Below are 18780 nucleotides of genomic sequence, written 5' to 3'. Positions count from 1 at the left end.
TTAAGCACACTGATCCAGCCTGACCATCCGGGTCTCCGACAACCCGGTTTCAGCTCAGATCGTTCTGATAGTAGTACCCAGTTGTGACATACCATCCACGCCGCACTTCGACGGGACGGTCTCCATAGGTATAGGACACGCGCTCCACCGATAGCAACGGAAATCCGGCCGGCACCTGCAACAGATCGGCGACCGTGGGGTCGGCTGCCACCGCCCGGATCTTCTCGGTGGCCCGGATCATACGGGTTCCGAACTCCGTCTCGAACATCGCATAGAGCGGCCCCTTGTACTCCGAAAGCCGCTCGAGCGTGAGCCCGCGAAACACCATGCCGGGTAACCAGATCTCGTCCAGCACCGTGATTTCACCATCAAACTGCAAAAGCCGCTTGATGAGCACCACCGGGTCGGCCGGCTTCAGGTCGAGCTGACGCGCGATATCGGCCGACGCGCGCAGGCGGCGGCATTCAAGCAGGCGGCTGACGTGGGGATGTTCGGCGCCGTCATCGGCAAGTAACCTGAGGAAGCGAAACTGGGCACGGTCTTCATTGTGCGTCGCAACAAAAGTACCCTTGCCCTGGCGGCGCACCAGCAGGTTGTCCGCGGCCAGTTCGTCGATCGCCTTGCGCACCGTACCCTGACTCACCTTGAAACGGGCAGCCAGTTCGACCTCGCTGGGAATGATTTCACCCGGCTTCCATTCACCCGACTCGAGGCTCTGTGTAATCAACCCCTTGATCTGCTGATACAAGGGGCTGAAAGTGGGCGATGTAGCGGGCGCAGCAGCAGCGGGCGCACCCTCGCCTGGTCCCCCAGGGACGATAGGATTCGCAGTGCTCGCCGGGTTCGAATTCATCCGCGCATTTCATCATAAAGGCCTGTCCGGCGTCCAGAGCTTTCCCTGCAATAGATATGTCTTATATAAGACATAAGATACTGTTGACTTTGTGTGGGCCGAATCCTACACTCCAGGGCGAGCAAGGGTTCGGGGGCAAATCCGACGGCTTTTCCCGAGTATCCATGGGTACTCCTGGCAGGCCGCCATGCACCGAAAGCCGCTCTGCACCATGCTGTTGTCTCTCGCGGTCCCGCTTTCGATTCGCCGGTCTTTGTCCCGTCAGACGCTTCGGAAACACACCCTTGCAGGCGCCCGGCACCATGCAGCGGCCAGCAGTGCCCCGCGCACCTCGCTCCGCTGCACAGGTTTCCGGCATGGCGGTCTTGCCGCAACGCGCTTTCCGGCCCCGGCTTTCAGCTTGAGGCCCCGCGTAACAGTGAATTCCGCCGTGTTTCACAACGCTTCGCCTAACGCGCATATAGAATGGCGTTTTCCCTAGCGTCTAACGCATCGTCCTGGAGAATTCTCAATGGCTAAGCCCGCAAAGCGCGTTGCCGTCACCGGCGCCGCAGGTCAAATCGCTTACTCCCTGCTGTTCCGCATCGCCAATGGCGACCTGCTCGGCAAGGATCAACCGGTGGTCCTGCAACTGCTCGATCTGCCGCAAGCGCAAGGCGCCGTCAAAGGCGTCGTGATGGAACTGGATGATTGCGCATTCCCGCTGCTGCAGGGCGTCGTGATCACCGACGATCCCAAGGTCGCATTCAAGGATGCAGACGTGGCCCTGCTGGTCGGCGCGCGTCCGCGTTCGAAAGGCATGGAACGTAAAGATCTGCTGTCGGCCAACGCCGAGATCTTCACGGTGCAAGGCAAGGCGCTGAACGAAGTCGCCAGCCGCGACGTCAAGGTGCTGGTGGTCGGCAACCCGGCCAACACCAATGCTTACATTGCGATGAAGTCGGCACCGGATCTGCCGAAGAAGAACTTCACCGCCATGCTGCGTCTGGACCACAACCGCGCGCTGTCGCAACTGGCGGCCAAATCGGGCAAGCCGGTCGCTTCGATCGAAAAGCTGGCAGTGTGGGGCAACCACTCGCCGACGATGTACCCGGATTTCCGCGTTGCAACGGCAGAAGGTCAAGACCTGACCAAGCTGATCAACGACGACGAATGGAACCGCAACACGTTCATCCCGACCGTCGGCAAGCGCGGCGCAGCGATCATCGAAGCGCGCGGCCTGTCGTCGGCAGCGTCGGCGGCGAACGCAGCGATCGACCACGTGCGTGACTGGGTGCTCGGCACGAACGGCAAGTGGGTCACGATGGGTATTCCGTCGGACGGCTCGTATGGCATTCCGGAAGACATCATCTACGGCGTGCCGGTGACGTGCGAAAACGGCGAGTACAAGCGTGTCGAAGGTCTGGCAATCGACGCGTTCTCGCGCGAAAAGATGGACGCTACGCTGAACGAACTGCTCGAAGAGCGCGAAGGCGTTCAGCACCTGCTCGGCTAAGCGCCTGATGCAGACCAGCCGGGACTCCGTTGCTTGCCGACGGGTTCCGGCTTTTTACATCCGATTCCTCAACGAGAACCCACACCCCTGACGCCGAAGATGCGCGCCCTGACACCCGCCGAAGTGCTGTTTGACGGCGAAGCGCCGCCCACAGTCCTGCCTGCCTGCGATCACTACGCCGGCAGCGAGAAGCTGATGCTGAAATCGCTCGCTTTGCAGCAGGAGTTGGGACCGGTATTCGACATCACGCTCGATTGCGAAGACGGCGCCCAGGTCGGCCACGAGGCGGAGCATGCGGAGCTGGTGGCGTCGCTGCTGGGCAGCGAGCACGACCGCTTTGGCCGCGTCGGTGTGCGGATTCACGATTTCAATCATGCGCACTGGCGCGACGACGTGCGCCTGATCCTGCGCGCCGCCAAACGCGCGCCCGCCTTCATTACCCTGCCGAAGATCCGCAACGTCCCCGATGCCGCCGAAATGTGCGCGTACATCGAAGCGACGCGGCGCGAACTCGGCATGACTCAACCCGTGCCGGTGCAGTTGCTGGTCGAAACCCATGGCGCGCTGGCGCGGGCCTTCGATCTTGCCGCCCTGCCGGGCGTCGAAGCACTCAGCTTCGGCCTGATGGACTTCGTCTCCGCGCACGACGGCGCGATTCCCGACAGCGCCATGCGCTCGCCCGGCCAGTTCGATCACCCGCTGGTGCGGCGCGCGAAGCTGGAAATCGCCGCAGCCTGCCACGCGCACGGCAAAGTGCCGTCGCACAATGTCAGCACCGAAGTGCGCGATATGAGCGTGGTGGCCAACGACGCCACACGCGCCCGTAACGAGTTCGGCTACACGCGCATGTGGAGCATCCATCCGGCGCAGGTGCCGGCCATCGTCGCTGCCTTCGCGCCGCGCGAAGACGAGATCGTCACCGCGACCGAGATCCTGCTGGCCGCGCAGTCCGCCCAATGGGGCCCGACGCGCCATCGCGACACGCTGCATGACCGCGCGAGCTATCGCTACTACTGGTCGGTGCTGCGCCGCGCGCGCTCGACCGGGCGTGCGGTGCCTGCCGAGGCCGCGCCGCTCTTTGCTACAACCGGTTCCACCCAAGAGTCCGCATCATGAGCGGACATACAGGAGACTGCTGGAGATGAGCGACAAGACGCAAGCCGCAGGCGCACCAGGCGAGAGCGGAGCCCCAGGCGCATTCAAACCGAAGAAATCCGTGGCGCTGTCGGGCGTGACGGCGGGTAACACCGCGCTGTGCACAGTCGGCAAGACCGGCAATGACCTGCACTACCGCGGTTACGACATTCTGGACATCGCCAGCACCTGCGAATTCGAGGAAATCGCCTACCTGCTGGTGCACGAAAAACTGCCCACCCAGGCCGAACTGACTGCCTACAAAACGAAGCTGAAGGCGCTGCGCGGCCTGCCCGCCAACGTCAAGGCCGCGCTGGAGTGGATCCCGGCGGCGGCCCATCCGATGGACGTGATGCGCACCGGCGTCTCGGTACTCGGCACCGTGCTGCCCGAGAAGGACGACCACAACCTGCCCGGCGCGCGCGATATCGCCGACAAGCTGATGGCCTCGCTCGGCTCGATGCTGCTCTACTGGTACCACTACTCGCACAATGGCAAGCGCATTGAGGTGGAAACCGACGACGATTCGATCGGCGGCCACTTCCTGCATCTGCTGCACGGCGTGGAGCCGTCGAAGTCGTGGGTCGAGGCGATGCATACGTCGCTGAACCTGTATGCCGAACACGAATTCAACGCCTCGACCTTCACCGGCCGCGTGATCGCCGGCACGGGCTCCGACATCTACTCGGCGCTGACCGGTGCGATCGGCGCGCTGCGCGGCCCGAAGCACGGCGGCGCCAACGAAGTGGCGTTTGAAATCCAGTCGCGCTACCAGACGCCCGACCAGGCTGAGGCGGATATCCGTCGTCGCGTCGAGGCGAAGGAAGTCGTAATCGGCTTCGGCCATCCGGTGTACACGATCTCGGACCCGCGCAACAAGGTGATCAAGGAAGTGGCGAAGCAGCTCTCGAAGGAAGCCGGCAGCACGAAGCTGTTCGACATCGCCGAGCGGCTCGAAACCGTGATGTGGGACGCCAAGAAGATGTTCCCGAACCTGGACTGGTTCAGCGCGGTCTCGTATCACATGATGGGCGTGCCCACCGCGATGTTCACGCCGCTCTTCGTGATTGCCCGCACAGCCGGCTGGAGCGCGCACATCATCGAGCAGCGGATCGACAACAAGATCATCCGGCCGAGCGCGAATTACACCGGTCCAGAGAATTTGAAGTTCGTGGCGCTAAATAGGAGAAAATAGCGTCCGCTGTGCGCTTTCAGGGCGCGTGCAGTTCCACCCTGGCGGCTGCCCCCACCAGCAGCCGCGCACTGTTCAACCAATATTAGATAGAAAGGCAAACTCCATGAAAAAGCTGCTGATCGCCGCCGTAGTCGGCGCCTTGTCCTCGACAATGCTGATCGCCGCGACGGACGCTTCCGCGCAAACGGCGTCGGGCACCGCCGCGACCTCGGCCCCCGCCAAGAAGGCCGTGGCGAAACGGCCGGCTCCGAAGCGCCTGATCAAGCGCAAGCCGAATCCGGCCAAGGAAGCCAAGGTCGATCCGGTACCGGACGGCGCGGTGAAGTGGTCGTGTAACGAAGGCCTGGCGTTCGACCTGAAGGGCGACATGAAGCGCGACCAGATCGTCACGGTTCACTGGGCGAACAAGAACTACAACCTGCCGCGCGAAACCACCACGACGGGTGCTGACCGCTTCCACGACGCCGCTTCGGGTCTGGACCTGGTCGTGATCCCGACCAAGGCCATGCTGTTCTCGGACAACGACGGTTCGCGTCTGGCTGACGAGTGCAAGACGGCTGAGATGTCGCAAGGCGCACCGGCTCCGACGCAGTCGAACGAGCTGATCAAGAACCCGCAGAACTGATTTTCACCAGGAAAACTTCGATGTCCGCTCCGATATCCAACGTACGGCCCGAACCGGACTCAGTCCTGGTCGATATGGTCGACTACGTACTGGATTTCCCGATCGACAGCACGCTCGCGCTGGAAACGGCGCGTCATTGCCTGCTCGATACGCTCGGCTGCGGACTCGAGGCGCTCACCTATCCCGCCTGCACCAAGCTGATGGGACCAATCGTGCCCGGCACGATCGTCCCCAACGGCGCCCGGGTGCCTGGCACGCAGTTCCAGCTCGATCCGGTTCAGGCCGCCTTCAATATCGGCGCCATGATCCGCTGGCTGGACTTCAACGACACGTGGCTCGCCGCCGAATGGGGCCACCCGTCGGACAACCTCGGCGGCATTCTCGCCACGGCCGACTGGCTCTCGCGGACCGCCATCGCCGCCGGCAAAAAGCCGCTGGCGATGAAAGACGTCCTGATTGCCATGGTCAAGGCGCACGAGATCCAGGGCTGCATTGCGCTGGAAAACTCGTTTAACAAGGTTGGGCTCGATCACGTACTGCTTGTGAAGCTCGCCTCGACCGCCGTTGTTGGCCGGCTCCTGGGCCTCACGCGCGACGAGCTGATCAATGCCATTTCCCTGGCGCTCGTCGACGGCCAGGCGCTGCGTACCTACCGCCACGCGCCGAACACCGGCTCGCGCAAGTCGTGGGCCGCGGGCGACGCCACCTCGCGGGCCGTGCGTCTTGCGTTGATCGCGAAGACCGGCGAGATGGGCTATCCGTCGGTGCTGAGCGCGAAGACGTGGGGCTTCTACGACGTGCTGTTCAAAGGCCAGCCGTTCAAATTCCAGCGCCCGTACGGTTCGTACGTCATGGAAAACGTGCTGTTCAAGATTTCGTTCCCCGCCGAGTTCCACTCGCAAACCGCGGTGGAAGCCGCCATGACGCTGCATGCGCAACTGCGCGCGGCCGGCAAGACGGTGGAAGACATCAGCAAGATCACGATTCGCACACACGAAGCGGCGATCCGTATCATCGACAAGACAGGGCCGCTGAACAACCCGGCCGACCGCGACCACTGCATCCAGTACATGATCGCGGTGCCGCTGATCTACGGCCGCCTGACGGCAGCGGACTACGAAGATTCCGTCGCGCAGGACCCGCGCATCGACGCGCTGCGCAACACGATGACCTGCGTGGAAGACCCGCAGTTCACGAAGGATTATCACGATCCGGAGAAGCGTTCGATCGCCAATGCACTGACGATTGAATTCAACGACGGGTCGACATTCGACGAGGTAGTGGTCGAATACCCGATCGGACACAAGCGCCGCCGTGCAGACGGCATCCCGTTGCTGGTCGAGAAGTTCAGGACCAACCTCGCGCGCAAGTTTCCGGTCAAGCAGCAACAAGCGATTCTCGATGTGTCGCTGGATCAGGCAAGGCTCGAAGCCATGCCGGTCAATGAATACGTCGATCTGTTTGTCATCTAGTTCAGTACTGTAGTTCCGCGATCAAACCAAGGAAAACACCATGGCCCACAACCTCCACAAAACGCTCAAGGAATTCGACAGCGGTTCCGGCAAAGGCAAGTTTTATTCGCTGCCGCAACTCGGCAAGGCACTGAACATCAAGATCGACCGCCTGCCGGTTTCGATCCGTATCGTGCTGGAGTCAGTGCTGCGCAATTACGACGGCAAGAAGATCGCCGAAGAACACATCACGCAACTGGCGAACTGGAAGCCGACCGCCGCGCGCGTCGACGAAATCCCGTTCGTGGTGTCGCGCGTCGTGCTGCAGGACTTTACCGGCGTGCCGCTGCTCGCCGACATCGCAGCGATGCGCGGTGTCGCGCAACGCGCCGGCAAGAACCCGAAGTCGATCGAACCGCTGGTCCCGGTTGATCTGGTGGTCGACCACTCGGTGCAGATCGATTACTTCCGTCAAAAGGATGCACTCGACCTGAACATGAAACTGGAATTCCAGCGCAACAACGAGCGCTACCAGTTCATGAAGTGGGGCATGCAGGCATTCGACACGTTCAAGGTCGTGCCGCCGGGCGTGGGTATCGTTCACCAGGTGAACCTCGAGTACCTCGCACGCGGCGTGCACAAGAAGGCTGACGGCAGCGACACCGTGTACTACCCGGATACGCTGGTCGGCACGGACAGCCACACGACGATGATCAACGGTATCGGCGTGGTGGGCTGGGGCGTGGGCGGCATCGAAGCGGAAGCCGGCATGCTCGGCCAGCCGGTGTACTTCCTGACGCCGGACGTGGTGGGCGTCGAATTGAAGGGCAAGCTGCGCGAAGGCCTGACGGCGACCGACCTGGTCCTGACCGTGACCGAACTGTTGCGTAAGGAAAAGGTTGTCGGCAAGTTCGTCGAGTTCTTCGGCGAAGGCACGAAGTCGCTGTCGCTGCCGGATCGCGCGACGATCGGCAACATGGCGCCGGAATACGGCGCAACGATGGGCTTCTTCCCGGTCGACGAAAAAACCATCGACTACTTCAAGGGCACAGGCCGCACCGACGCAGAAATCTCCGCCTTCGAAAACTACTTCAAGGCACAAGGCCTGTTCGGTATTCCGAAGGCTGGCCAGATCGACTACACCAAGGTCGTCACGCTGGATCTCGGCACGGTGACGCCGTCGCTGGCAGGTCCGAAGCGTCCGCAAGACCGTATCGAAATCGGTCACGTGAAGTCGACCTTCGGCGACCTGTTCTCGAAGCCGGTCGGCGAAAACGGCTTTGCGAAGAAGGCGGCGGATCTGGACGCGCAATACACGACGTCCAACGGCGTCAACGTGAAGAACGGCGACATCCTGATCGCGGCTATCACGTCGTGCACGAACACGTCGAACCCGAGCGTGCTGCTGGCCGCCGGCCTGCTGGCGAAGAAGGCGGTGGAAGCCGGCCTGACGGTTGCGCCGCACATCAAGACGTCGCTTGCGCCGGGATCGCGTATCGTCACCGAGTACCTGACAAAGACCGGCCTGCTGCCATTCCTGTCGAAGCTGGGCTTCGAACTGGCGGCTTATGGCTGCACGACCTGTATCGGTAACGCGGGCGACCTGACGCCGGAACTGAACGAAGCGATCACGAAGAACGACATCGTCGCGGCGGCTGTGCTGTCGGGCAACCGTAACTTCGAAGCGCGTATTCACCCGAACATCCGCGCCAACTTCCTGGCTTCGCCGCCGCTGGTTGTGGCTTACGCGATTGCCGGCAACATCACGCGCGACCTGATGACCGAGCCGGTCGGCAAGGGCAAGGGCGGCAAGGACATCTACCTGGGCGACATTTGGCCGACCAGCGACGAAGTCAACGCCCTGCTCAAGTTCGCGCTGGACGCCGACGCGTTCCGCAAGAACTACGCACAGCTCACCAAAAAGGGCGACCTGTGGAGCAAGATCGAAGGCGAAGAAGGTCAAGTGTACGACTGGCCGAAGTCGACCTACATCGCTGAGCCGCCGTTCTTCGGCAAGGACTTCTCCATGACGCCGGCAGACAGCATCGCCGCCGTGAAGAACGCGCGTGCACTGGGCATCTTCGGTGACTCGGTCACGACCGATCACATCAGCCCGGCAGGCTCGATCAAGGAAGACTCGCCGGCAGGCAAGTGGCTGAAGGCAAACGGCGTGCAGAAGGCCGACTTCAACAGCTACGGTTCGCGCCGCGGCAACCACGACGTGATGATGCGCGGCACATTCGCCAACGTCCGGATCAAGAACCTGATGATCCCGGCGAAGGCTGACGGCACGCGTGTTGAAGGCGGTTTGACGATTCACCAGCCGAGCGGTGAACAAGAGTCGATCTACGATGCAGCGATGAAGTACATCGACGCAGGTACGCCGACGATCGTGTTCGCGGGTGAAGAGTACGGTACGGGCTCGTCGCGCGACTGGGCGGCGAAGGGCACGCAACTGCTGGGCGTGAAGGCTGTGGTCGCACGCAGCTTCGAGCGGATCCACCGCTCGAACCTGGTGGGTATGGGCGTGCTGCCGCTGCAGTTCAAGGGTTCGGATAGCGTGCAATCGCTGGGGATTACCGGCGAAGAAACGTACGACATCGAAGGCCTTGGCGCTGACTTCAAGCCGCAACAAGAAGTGACGCTGGTGATTCGTGGCAAGGACGGCAAGGAAAAGCGTGTGGCCGTGCTGCTGCGTATCGATACGCCGATTGAGGTGGACTACTACAAGCACGGCGGGATTCTGCCGTTCGTGCTGCGTTCGCTGCTGGCGGCTTAAGGCTGCTCTGTTAGCGCAAACAGTAGAGTTAAGCTGGTTTGCAGGTGCTGCGTCCTTGCAAAAGGACGCAGCCGATTTGAGAGCCCGACTTTGGTCGGGCTTTTTTTATTGACCGCGGCGGTCCACGTGGAACGCGGCGGGATCGTCGGTGATGCGACGCTGGATCATATGACCGTTCCAGCTATTGTCGATTGGCGTGGTTGCGCGCGTAGTCGCGGGTAAGCTATGTCGCTGCGCCGCCCAATTCAGCCAAGGTGCGTCGTCCACCGGGGCTTCCACATCCGGACGCGACACGCCGGCGCGCCACTCGGGCTGCACCGACACAGTGGGACGCACTGCCGGGCGGGTCGCCTGACTCAATTTCACACGTTCCTTCACATGCGCTTCGCTAAGGCTCGTCACGTGAACACGCCTGGTTGCAACTGGCGCGTTTTTGGTTCCCGCTAGCACGGTTGGTGCAACGCTCGAAGCGCTTACAACAGGGTTTGAAATCGTCTTCACTGCGATTTCCGTCCGTGTATTCCCGGTCGCGGTTTGAGACGTGGCTCCCGGTTGGCCGCTACGCGAACTGTCGGCGACAAGCACCGGATGCTTCACCAAAACGGCCTTCGTGCTTTCGGCGTCTTTTATCGAGCAGGTCACTAGCAACCACGTCAGCGCTATTGTGCAACCCGCGAAAATTGACGCCGCGAGCACATGATCGGACCGCGACGAACGTGGACGAACCGTACTCATTTCCAGATAACGCTTGGCCTCCGCCAATGCGACGTCGATTTTGTACGTATCGACTTTCCTCTGTGGAATCTTGTAGGAGAGAATGTGCTTCACTCCAGGCGGAACCATGCCGGGCCGCCAGGCCGGTTGAGCGGGTTCCTCAATGGCCTGATGTACCGCCTCACGCAACAGACGCCGACGCACGCCGAAAGGCGGCGGCAAACCGTCGAAAGGACGCGGCAACGGAATGGTCAGATCGCCTTCGATCAACGCTAGCGGTCGAGTCATGGCAGATTGCTCCCGTGTAGATCGATCGCTTCGCAGAGTTGCTTCATCAGCGCTTCGCTGCGCTTTTCGAGCATGTCGAGTGCGTCTGCTTCGGGTTCAGGTTGAGCTACGCTGGAACGCTGCAGCGCCTCCATCAGACCGCGAGCGCCGACTAGTCCGGCAGCGCCGCTCAGTCTGTGCAGTACACCCCGCAGAGCGCCGGCGTCAGGCAACTCGCGCAAGCCGCGCATCCGCTGCAAGTCTTCCTGCACCGATTGGCACCAACTACCTACGAACGTATGGAGATCGATTCCCTCATTCGACAGCGCCTCGAGATAGGCTCGGTCGAAGGACTCGGTCGCTGCTTGTGGCGAATGAGCAATCTGTCGCTCCGCGAGAGCAAAGCCAGCCGCCGAGTCTTGAGCGTTGGCCGACGACACGGGTGCGTGCACGCTCTCAATAGTGAACGGCGCGCTAAATGTGCATCGCGAGCCGAAGCCCAACGCGTTCTCAACCGTAAGTTCTCCTCGCATATGTTGCGCGAGCAGCCGACAAAGCGACAGACCTGACTCGACGTCCTCGCAAACTTCCGCTGATTGGGCGTTCGTGCTGAACCACCAAGGAAACTGCTCTTGTAAAGAACTTGCTGATTCGGTCTCCCCCGACGCGACGTGCCTCACGCTGATAGAAATCCGCTGCGATCCGGCATTCAGCCACTCCGCGCGCGCGACAATCGTGATCACACTGCTTTCACCACAACGAATCGCGCGACTCAGCATATGGAAGACCATTTGACCGAGCCGATCACTATCGGCAAGAACGCGCGTGTCGATCGACCGGTCGATGCTCACGCTCAGATGCAAGCCTTTCCGCGCGGCGGTAGGTGCGAACAACGCAACAACGCCTTCGATAAGTTCACGCACATTCACCACATTTTCGGCGAGAAGAATAGCGCGTGATTCGACATGCGAGTTCGAGAGCACGTCTTCAATTGCACGAAGCGTGGTACGCATGCCTAAGTGGATCTTGCCGGCCAAGGAACGTTCGTTCGGCGTTAGAGCGACGCTATGGAGCGTCCCCAACAAGGAGGCTAATGCGGACAGCGGTCCGCTTATGAAATAGCGCATTGCGCTTTGAATGCGGTCGCGCTCACGCCCGGCAGCGGCCTCAGCATGTGCGGCGGCTAAGGCGTGTGCGGCGGCCAAGGCGTGTGCGGCCTGCTCCCGGGCCTCGACGGCAGCATAGCGACGTTGCCACTCGCTCTCGACTCCGACCAGTCTTATGATGGCCCGATCGAATGCGATGCGTGCGCGACACCATCCACCAAGCGCGACAACTAACAGTGCGGCTAGCGCGAACAGCGCACCCACCGAAGTATGCCAAGCCACGTCACTTAGAGAAACGCCAGAGTCCCCTTGGCCAACGTCAACTGCAGTTGCTGCGTCTGCACGCATCGAAAGGGGGCCCAGCAACGCGAATGCGACGATGCTAGCCAATGCAGTTGCGCACCGGATCGAACCCGTTCGCGCCGAGCGCGAGGACCAGTGCGCGAATTCGCGCGCACCCGCCCGGGAATCAGGCTGGGTAGTCATGTTCATACTTGCCGGACTCAATCGATAAGCTTTTGCAGCGATGCAAATTCGATTAGCGCGGCGAGCGAGGACAAGCCAAGTTTTTCCTGGATGCGACTCTTGTACGTACTCACCGTCTTGTCGCTCAGAAACAGCCGAGTGGCGATATCCTTGTTGCTCACACCCCGTGCAAGATATTGAAGCACCTCGACTTCACGCGGCGACAGCAAGTTTAGTCCACCCTCTTTGCCCGTGGCGGCTTCAGCCGGAAAGCAGTCATAACCAAAAAGAACCGTCTTCACCGCAGTAATCAGTTCACCAATTTCCCGCCCCTTTCCGACATAACCGTTTGCGCCCGCAAGGCGCGTGTGGCCGGCCATAGCGTGTTCCGGTTTGGCTGAAAGTACGAGAATACGGATTTTTTCGTTATTCATCCGAATACGGCGAATCATGGAAAGTCCATCGAGACGGGGCAAATCAAGGTCCAGAATTAGCAGATCTGGATCTTCAGTTAGCGCCATTTGCAAACCGTCTTCGCCGTCGCCGCATTCACCCAGTACCTCGAGCTCCGGATCTGCGCGTAGCACGCTAGACACTGTTCCGCGAATCATCGGGTGATCGTCGATAATAACGATTCGTTTCATTTACCGCTCCATTTAACGAGTCTTCAATTAATGGGCGCAAACCTGAATCGAACCGGCGCACACCATAGAAAATAAATTTTACCAAGTAGATGCGAACATCAGTTCGCAACAACATCGCCATACTTTCCGCAATATCCATGGGATTTTTCCTACGAGATATCTTCAACTTTCCTTCCTCAAAGTTGTAAATGCCGGACGATGCCAATATGAGATCTGTAACCTGGGAAAGTCCACACTGACGCGGCGATCACAGCCCATGTATCAGATACGTCCGAATTTCGGCAGGGCGAATTTAATGCTGACCCATGGCGGCATGCGTACCGCTTTCGCGCGCAGGTTGGCAATTCGAGTTCAAAGAAAAAAATCGCCGAACCATCAAGGTTCGGCGATCGGTACTACGTGCGATACAGGCGTTACTAATCCTGCGGCTCTTGCTGCGGAATTTCCTGTTGCTGAATCTGCGATGCATGGCTTTGCATCTGCTGCATCTGCGGTTGTTGCGAATGTGAGCCGCTACGCATGAAGTCAAGTTCAACGCGGCGGTTCGGCTCCAAACAGTCAATCAGCGCCTGATGGTTGCGGTTGTTACACTGCACCACCGGATCATCCTTGCCCAAACCCTTTGCGCTCATCGGCACCTGTACACCGCCGCTTTGCAAATAGCGTTTGACCGTCTCCGCACGCTTGGTCGACAGTTGGCGGTTGTAGCTGTCACTGCCCAGACGGTCCGTGTAGCCCTCGATGCGGATACCCGTCACGTCGTCTGCGGATTTGAGGTCGCGAATCAGTTGGCTGAGCTTCGCCTTGCCCTGAGGCAGCATGCCGGCCAGATCGCCACGGTCGAACCTGAAGGTAGCGTCGGCCTGCAGCGTCATCTTCTGCGGAATCGGCAAAGGTACGGGCGTTGCGGCTGCCGGTGGCGTACATGCCTCAAGCGCTGCGCCAATTCCCGGTACACCCTTCTGGACGCCGTCGACCAGACGCTGGCTCTCATCGAAGTCGCGGATCCATGACTCGTGGCCCGCGTGTATCAGTTCGACTTCGGAACAAGCCGTCAGGCGTTGCGCCTCCAGGCACTGTGCGAACAGCGGCGAGGTCTTCGCAGCAAGCACCTGCTTCCAGAGATCCGGACGGATCACAGCGGCAGTACGCAACTCGGGATTGTCGACCGACAAACCCTGTCCGGTTTCCAGCGCCGTGGTCAGGCGATTTGCTTCGACCAGCGCTTCCTCGACAAAGCCCCATCCGTCGTGCGTGGAACGCTCGCTTCGGGCCGCGTCGAGCCAACATTGCGCCTTTTCGCCGAAGTAGTTGTTCTTACGGTCGCCCAATGCGTTCAAGCGGGTTTGCACCGCTCCCAGCATCGGACCGTTATGAACACCGCTGTAGGTCGAAATCCACTGTGACGTCACCGCTCCGGCGGCCTGGCTCTGCGTGGCGCTAAACCCGTTCTGCAGGACCGTGGGGTCCTGTATCTGCAGCTGATCGCGCGTCGTGGACGACGCGCAGCCAGCCAACATCGCGGCGAGCGCGATGGCAATCAATGAATACTTCATGTCTGTTTCTCATGGAAAGAGGGTCGCACGGAAGCTTCCCGTGCGACCCAGACAGCTAACGTCTCAAGCTTCTACTCAGGGCCTTACAGCCGTTGCTTAGTTGCCGAGAACGATGCCGATGCCGGCGCGGACGATGGTGCTATTGCCGCCCGAGCTGGACACGCCAAGGTTGTAATTGATCGTGCCCTTCTCGTTCCAGCGCGACACACCAATACCGAGCGCCTGGTAGCCACGGTAGTTGGCCACACCGGCGTTCAGCGTCGTGCGACCCGGCAGGTACGGCGTGACGATGTTCAGCGCCGAAGCCGAGGCAATACCCTTGGACGCGCTGCGGTCAACATTCGAGATCGAGTTGTTCAGACCGCCAATGGCGTTGCTCAACTGACCGACGTTGACGGCATCGGTTGCCTGCGTACCGGCTGCGACGTTGGTGATCTGACGCTCGTTGCCAGCCGAACCGACTGAGACCGAGTTGTCGCGATCCGTCGTCGAGTTCGAACCCAGCACGACCGAGTTGTTGTTCGGTGCCGAGGCGCCATCACCCAGCGCAACTGAGTGATTGCCGGTCGTCTTGGTGCGTGCACCGATGGCAATTGCTGCATCACCGGATGCCGACGCACCGTTGCCGATCGCAATCGCGTCTGTGCCAGCCGCCGCTGCTGCGGTACCAGTAGTCCCCGCGGCCGGAGTGCCGATGTTGATGTACGTGCTGCCTCCGCCGCCAGCAAGGTTATTCACCTGGCTTTCGAGGCTGGAGAACTGCGAATAGTTAACCGCATCAGTCGCGTTAGTACCCGCTGCTACGTTCGTCAACACCACCGGTGTAGCCGAACCCACGCCACCCAGCGTCACCTGGCTCTTTGTCGAGTCGTCGTAGGCCACTGCGTTCGACGTTCCGCCATTGCCTCCGTGGTCGGCTACGTACGATTGCATCTGACCAAAGTTGACAGCGTCGGTCAGGGCAGTCGCCGCTGCCACGTTCTTCAACTGGGTCGGAGCGCCGCCCGCGTTAAACGTCACGGTACCCTTCGTCAAATTGTCGTACGCAACAAACGCGTTGGTCACGTTGCCCGAGGGGTCGACATTGAGGCCAGCATCCTTCAACTGCTTGAGGTTGACCGCTTCGTCGTCGGTCGTCGCGGCTGCCACGTTCGCCACCGTCACCGGCGTCGTTGCGCCAACACCGCCCAGCGTCAGCATGTCGCGCTTCGAGCTGTCGTACACCACGCCGTTCGTTGAACCGGTACTAGCAAGGGAGGCGACTGCGTTGAGCGCAGAACCGACGTCGTTGTAAGTCCCGCCATCCACGTTGTACGACGGCTTCGAGAGTTTGCCGTCCGTGCCCACCGTGGAATTTCCGCCCAATGCTGCGGCAACGCTGGTTGCCGTGCCGAACAGTTGCGAACCGTTGATCGCGTCCTTGCTGCCCGACGTGATCTGGCCCGGTGCCACGTTGGTCAACACAACCGGAGTCGTGGCACCCGCACCACCGAAGGTGACCTTACCCTTCGTCGTGTCGTCGTACGCGACGAATGCATTGGTCACGTTACCGCTGCTGTCGACATTCGCACCCATCGCCTTCAACTGCTGGACGTTCACCGCGTCACTGTTTGCCACGCCGGCAGCAAGGTTCGACACCGTCACAGGGGTCGTTGCGCTCGTACCGCCGAGCGTGACCTTCGTGTGTGCTGAGGTGTCATACGCCACACCGTTGGCCGACCCGGTACCCGCCTTTGCGTCGACAGCCGAAAGCGCTGAGCCGACATCGGTGTATGTGGTTCCGTCCAACGTGTAACCCGGCTTCGAGAGCTTGCCGTCCGTGCCCACCGTGGAATTTCCGCCCAATGCTGCGGCAACGCTGGCTGCCGTGCCGAACAGTTGCGAACCGTTGACCGCGTCCTTGCTGGTCGACGTGATCTGGCCTGCTGCCACGTTGGTCAACACAACCGGAGTCGTGGCACCTGCACCACCGAAGGTGACCTTACCCTTCGTCGTGTCGTCGTACGCGACAAATGCATTGGTCACGTTGCCGCTGCTGTCGACGTTCGCGCCCATTGCCTTCAACTGCTGGACGTTCACCGCGTCGTTGTTCGCTACGCCGGCAGCAAGGTTCGACACCGTCACAGGGGGCGTTGCGCCCAAACCGCCGAGCGTCACCTTCGTATGTGTTGAGGTGTCATACGCCACGCCGTTGGTCGACCCGGTACCCGCCTTCGCGTCGACAGCCGCGAGCGCTGAGCCGACGTCGGTGTATGTGGTGCCATCCAGCGTGTAACCCGGCTTCGAGAGCTTGCCGTCCGTGCCCACCGCGGAATTTCCGCCCAATGCTGCGGCCACGCTGGCTGCCGTGCCGAACAATTGCGAACCGTTGACCGCATCCTTGCTGGTCGAGGTGACCTGCCCGGCTGCCACGTTGGTGAGCGTCACCGGCACGCTTGTCCCCGTGCCGCCGAAGGTCACCTTGTCATGCGCCGACGTGTCATAAATAACAACGTTCGCCGAACCTCCGCCCGAAACCGCCGCAATCGCGTTATTCAACTGCTGAACGTTGACCGCGTCGGTATTAGCCGTGCCTTGCGCCACGTTGACGATCTGACGCTCAGCGCCAGCCGAACCGACCGACACGCTGTTGGCACGATCTGCCACCGAGTTGTAACCCAACGCCACGGAATTCGCTGCGGTAACGCTGGAGTTGGCGCCCAGAGCCATCGAATTGACGCCCGGCGTATCAACGAACGAGTTGCTGCCCATCGCGATGGAATTCGTGGCGTTCGTCTGCGCGCTCGAGCCGAGCGCCAGCGAGTCCAATCCTTGTGCGTTCGCGTTGTAACCGATCGCCACCGAGTTGTCAGCCTTGCCGCTGGTAGACGCACCGGCACCGATCGCCGTCGTATTCGTCGAACCAGCGAGTGCGCCGGAGCCGACAGCGGTAGAACCGTCGTGGAACGTACCCGCGCTCGCGCCAACAGCCAACGACCCTACACCCATTGCGCTCGCCATCGGACCGATCGCCATAGCATTCAGCGCGTTGTCCGTGGACGTGGGTCCAGCGCCGCCCGTAACGTTGGTGCTGACCGCGATGTAGTTGGTCACCGGCACCGTCGCCCCTAACGTCGAAGCACCCAAGAGCATCGACTTCACGCCGCTCGTCTGTTGCACCTCCTGGGCCATCTGTTGTTGCAGGGTACTCTGCAGCGCAGTCAGCTGACCAAATGTTGCAACGTCGGTAGCCGCCACACCGTTCGCCACGTTCATGATCCGGCGTTCCGCCCCTCTGGAACCGACCGAAATCGTGTTCGCCGCGCTGGTTACAGAATTCGAACCAAGCGCCATCGAATCCGCGAATTGCGAGCGTGCGCCAGCGCCGATTGCCAGCGAGTTAAGCCCACTTGCATACGCACCGCCGCCGATCGCGACCGCTTCACCGCCCGAGGCGATTGCTGCCGACGACGTCGATACCACCTTGATGTACTTCGTCGTGTCGGTAATGGTGTTGTTAATCGCACCAACAGTCGAATCAAGCGCACCGAGTGCCGAGCCGACGTCCCCAAACGTGCCAACGCTAAGTGCGTAGCTCGGCTTCGTTACGGTGCCGCTCGAGCTCACGCTCGACTGACCGCCCAAAGCATTCGCCACGCTGGCCGACACGCCATACAGTTGCGAACCGTTCACCGCATCGTGACTGGTCGAGGTTACTGTCCCGGCTGCCAGATTTGTCAGCGACACCGGCACCGTGGTGCCAGCACCACCCAGGGTAACCTGGTTGTGCAACGAGGAATCGTACTTCACGACATCAGCGGTGGCCGTGGTCGACCCGGTCGTCACGGCGGCCTGCAGCTGGCTAACGTTCACCGCATCAGTCGCGGCAGAACCGGCTGCCAGGTTTGTCAGGCGACGCTCCTTACCTGCCGAACCCAGCGACACCTCACCGACCGGTGCGATACCGGACAGCGTGCCGCTTGCCTGCAGGTACGCCTGAGCACCCAGGTTAGCCGTGGTCGTCGCGTTTGCACCCAATGCCACCGAGCCGTTTGCCGTCGCCTTCGCATTGCCGCCAATTGCGATTGCATCGGTGCCGGTTGCCGTCGAGTCCGCCAACGTCGAACTGACGTGGAAGTACTTGATGCCAGCACCGCCATTGGTGATGTTGTTGATCGTGTTGGTGACGTTCGCCACACCACCCGCGACGTTCGCTACGTTCTGGTTCGTCTGGTACAGCTGCGAACCGTTCACCGCATCAGTGCTCGACGCCGACGAAATATCGCCAGCTGCCAGCTTGGTGATCTTCGTCGAACCGTTCGCACCCTTCAGCGTGATGGTGTTCTTCGTCGAGTCGTCATACGAGACAAACGCGTTCGTGATGTTGCCGCTCGAGTCGATGTTTGCACCCATCGCCTTCATCTGCTCGACATTCACTGCATCGTTGTTCGCCTTGCCGTCAGCCACGTTCGCAAGCGTCACCGGGGTCGTCGAGCCTGCACCGCCCAGCGTCACCT

At 61.0% G+C, this 18780-nt stretch carries 12 protein-coding genes; 6 read left to right on the top strand and 6 right to left on the bottom strand.

Annotated features, from left to right (window positions below; genetic code table 11):
• Positions 1-49 precede the first annotated feature (49 nt).
• The gene (locus P3T42_RS35665) at positions 50-853 is read right to left on the bottom strand and encodes a GntR family transcriptional regulator (protein ID WP_074294071.1); all 804 of its coding nucleotides are present in this window, start codon (positions 851-853) and stop codon (positions 50-52) included.
• A gap of 511 nt (positions 854-1364) precedes the next feature.
• Between P3T42_RS35665 and P3T42_RS35660 the strand changes: the two genes are divergently transcribed.
• The 6 genes from P3T42_RS35660 to acnA all read left to right on the top strand — a co-directional run bounded on the left by P3T42_RS35660 (position 1365) and on the right by acnA (position 9532).
• Positions 1365-2348 (top strand): malate dehydrogenase, encoded by a 984-nt coding sequence (locus tag P3T42_RS35660; protein ID WP_074294070.1) that lies wholly within the window; start codon positions 1365-1367, stop codon positions 2346-2348.
• A gap of 99 nt (positions 2349-2447) precedes the next feature.
• Positions 2448-3464 carry an HpcH/HpaI aldolase/citrate lyase family protein gene (locus tag P3T42_RS35655; RefSeq protein ID WP_429308669.1) on the top strand — a complete coding sequence of 339 codons (1017 nt, stop codon included), beginning with the start codon at positions 2448-2450 and terminating at the stop codon, positions 3462-3464.
• 25 nt (positions 3465-3489) lie between these two features.
• Positions 3490-4677 (top strand): bifunctional 2-methylcitrate synthase/citrate synthase, encoded by a 1188-nt coding sequence (gene prpC, locus P3T42_RS35650; RefSeq protein WP_074294068.1) that lies wholly within the window; start codon positions 3490-3492, stop codon positions 4675-4677.
• A 103-nt stretch (positions 4678-4780) separates the two neighbouring features.
• Positions 4781-5302, top strand: coding sequence for a hypothetical protein (locus tag P3T42_RS35645; RefSeq protein WP_074294067.1), 522 nt, complete (start codon positions 4781-4783; stop codon positions 5300-5302).
• Positions 5303-5322: 20 nt separating this feature from the next.
• On the top strand, positions 5323-6774 hold the full coding sequence (locus P3T42_RS35640; RefSeq protein WP_429308668.1) for a bifunctional 2-methylcitrate dehydratase/aconitate hydratase: 1452 nt from the start codon (positions 5323-5325) through the stop codon (positions 6772-6774).
• Between the two features lie 40 nt (positions 6775-6814).
• Positions 6815-9532: an aconitate hydratase AcnA gene (gene acnA, locus P3T42_RS35635; RefSeq protein WP_074294065.1), complete on the top strand. Its 2718-nt coding sequence runs from the start codon at positions 6815-6817 to the stop codon at positions 9530-9532.
• A 105-nt stretch (positions 9533-9637) separates the two neighbouring features.
• On the opposite strand, the gene P3T42_RS35630 is transcribed toward acnA, so the two are convergent.
• From P3T42_RS35630 to P3T42_RS35610, 5 genes are all read right to left on the bottom strand, one after another.
• Entirely contained in the window at positions 9638-10516 is an 879-nt protein-coding gene (locus P3T42_RS35630) for a hypothetical protein (protein WP_429308667.1), read from the bottom strand.
• A 14-nt stretch (positions 10517-10530) separates the two neighbouring features.
• Positions 10531-12111 carry an ATP-binding protein gene (locus tag P3T42_RS35625; protein WP_429308666.1) on the bottom strand — a complete coding sequence of 527 codons (1581 nt, stop codon included), beginning with the start codon at positions 12109-12111 and terminating at the stop codon, positions 10531-10533.
• 11 nt (positions 12112-12122) lie between these two features.
• Positions 12123-12728: a response regulator gene (locus P3T42_RS35620; protein ID WP_429308665.1), complete on the bottom strand. Its 606-nt coding sequence runs from the start codon at positions 12726-12728 to the stop codon at positions 12123-12125.
• 416 nt (positions 12729-13144) lie between these two features.
• On the bottom strand, positions 13145-14284 hold the full coding sequence (locus P3T42_RS35615; RefSeq protein ID WP_429308664.1) for an OmpA family protein: 1140 nt from the start codon (positions 14282-14284) through the stop codon (positions 13145-13147).
• Positions 14285-14380: 96 nt separating this feature from the next.
• Positions 14381-18780 (bottom strand): YadA family autotransporter adhesin (locus tag P3T42_RS35610; protein ID WP_429308663.1); only part of this gene is annotated, 4400 nt, incomplete at its 5' end.

Origin of the sequence: Paraburkholderia sp. GAS38 (assembly GCF_050434965.1) — a bacterium.
Taxonomy (GTDB): Bacteria; Pseudomonadota; Gammaproteobacteria; order Burkholderiales; family Burkholderiaceae; genus Paraburkholderia; species Paraburkholderia phenazinium_A.
Note: the sequence above shows the minus strand (reverse complement) of the source record. Positions and strands in the feature narration are given on the sequence as shown.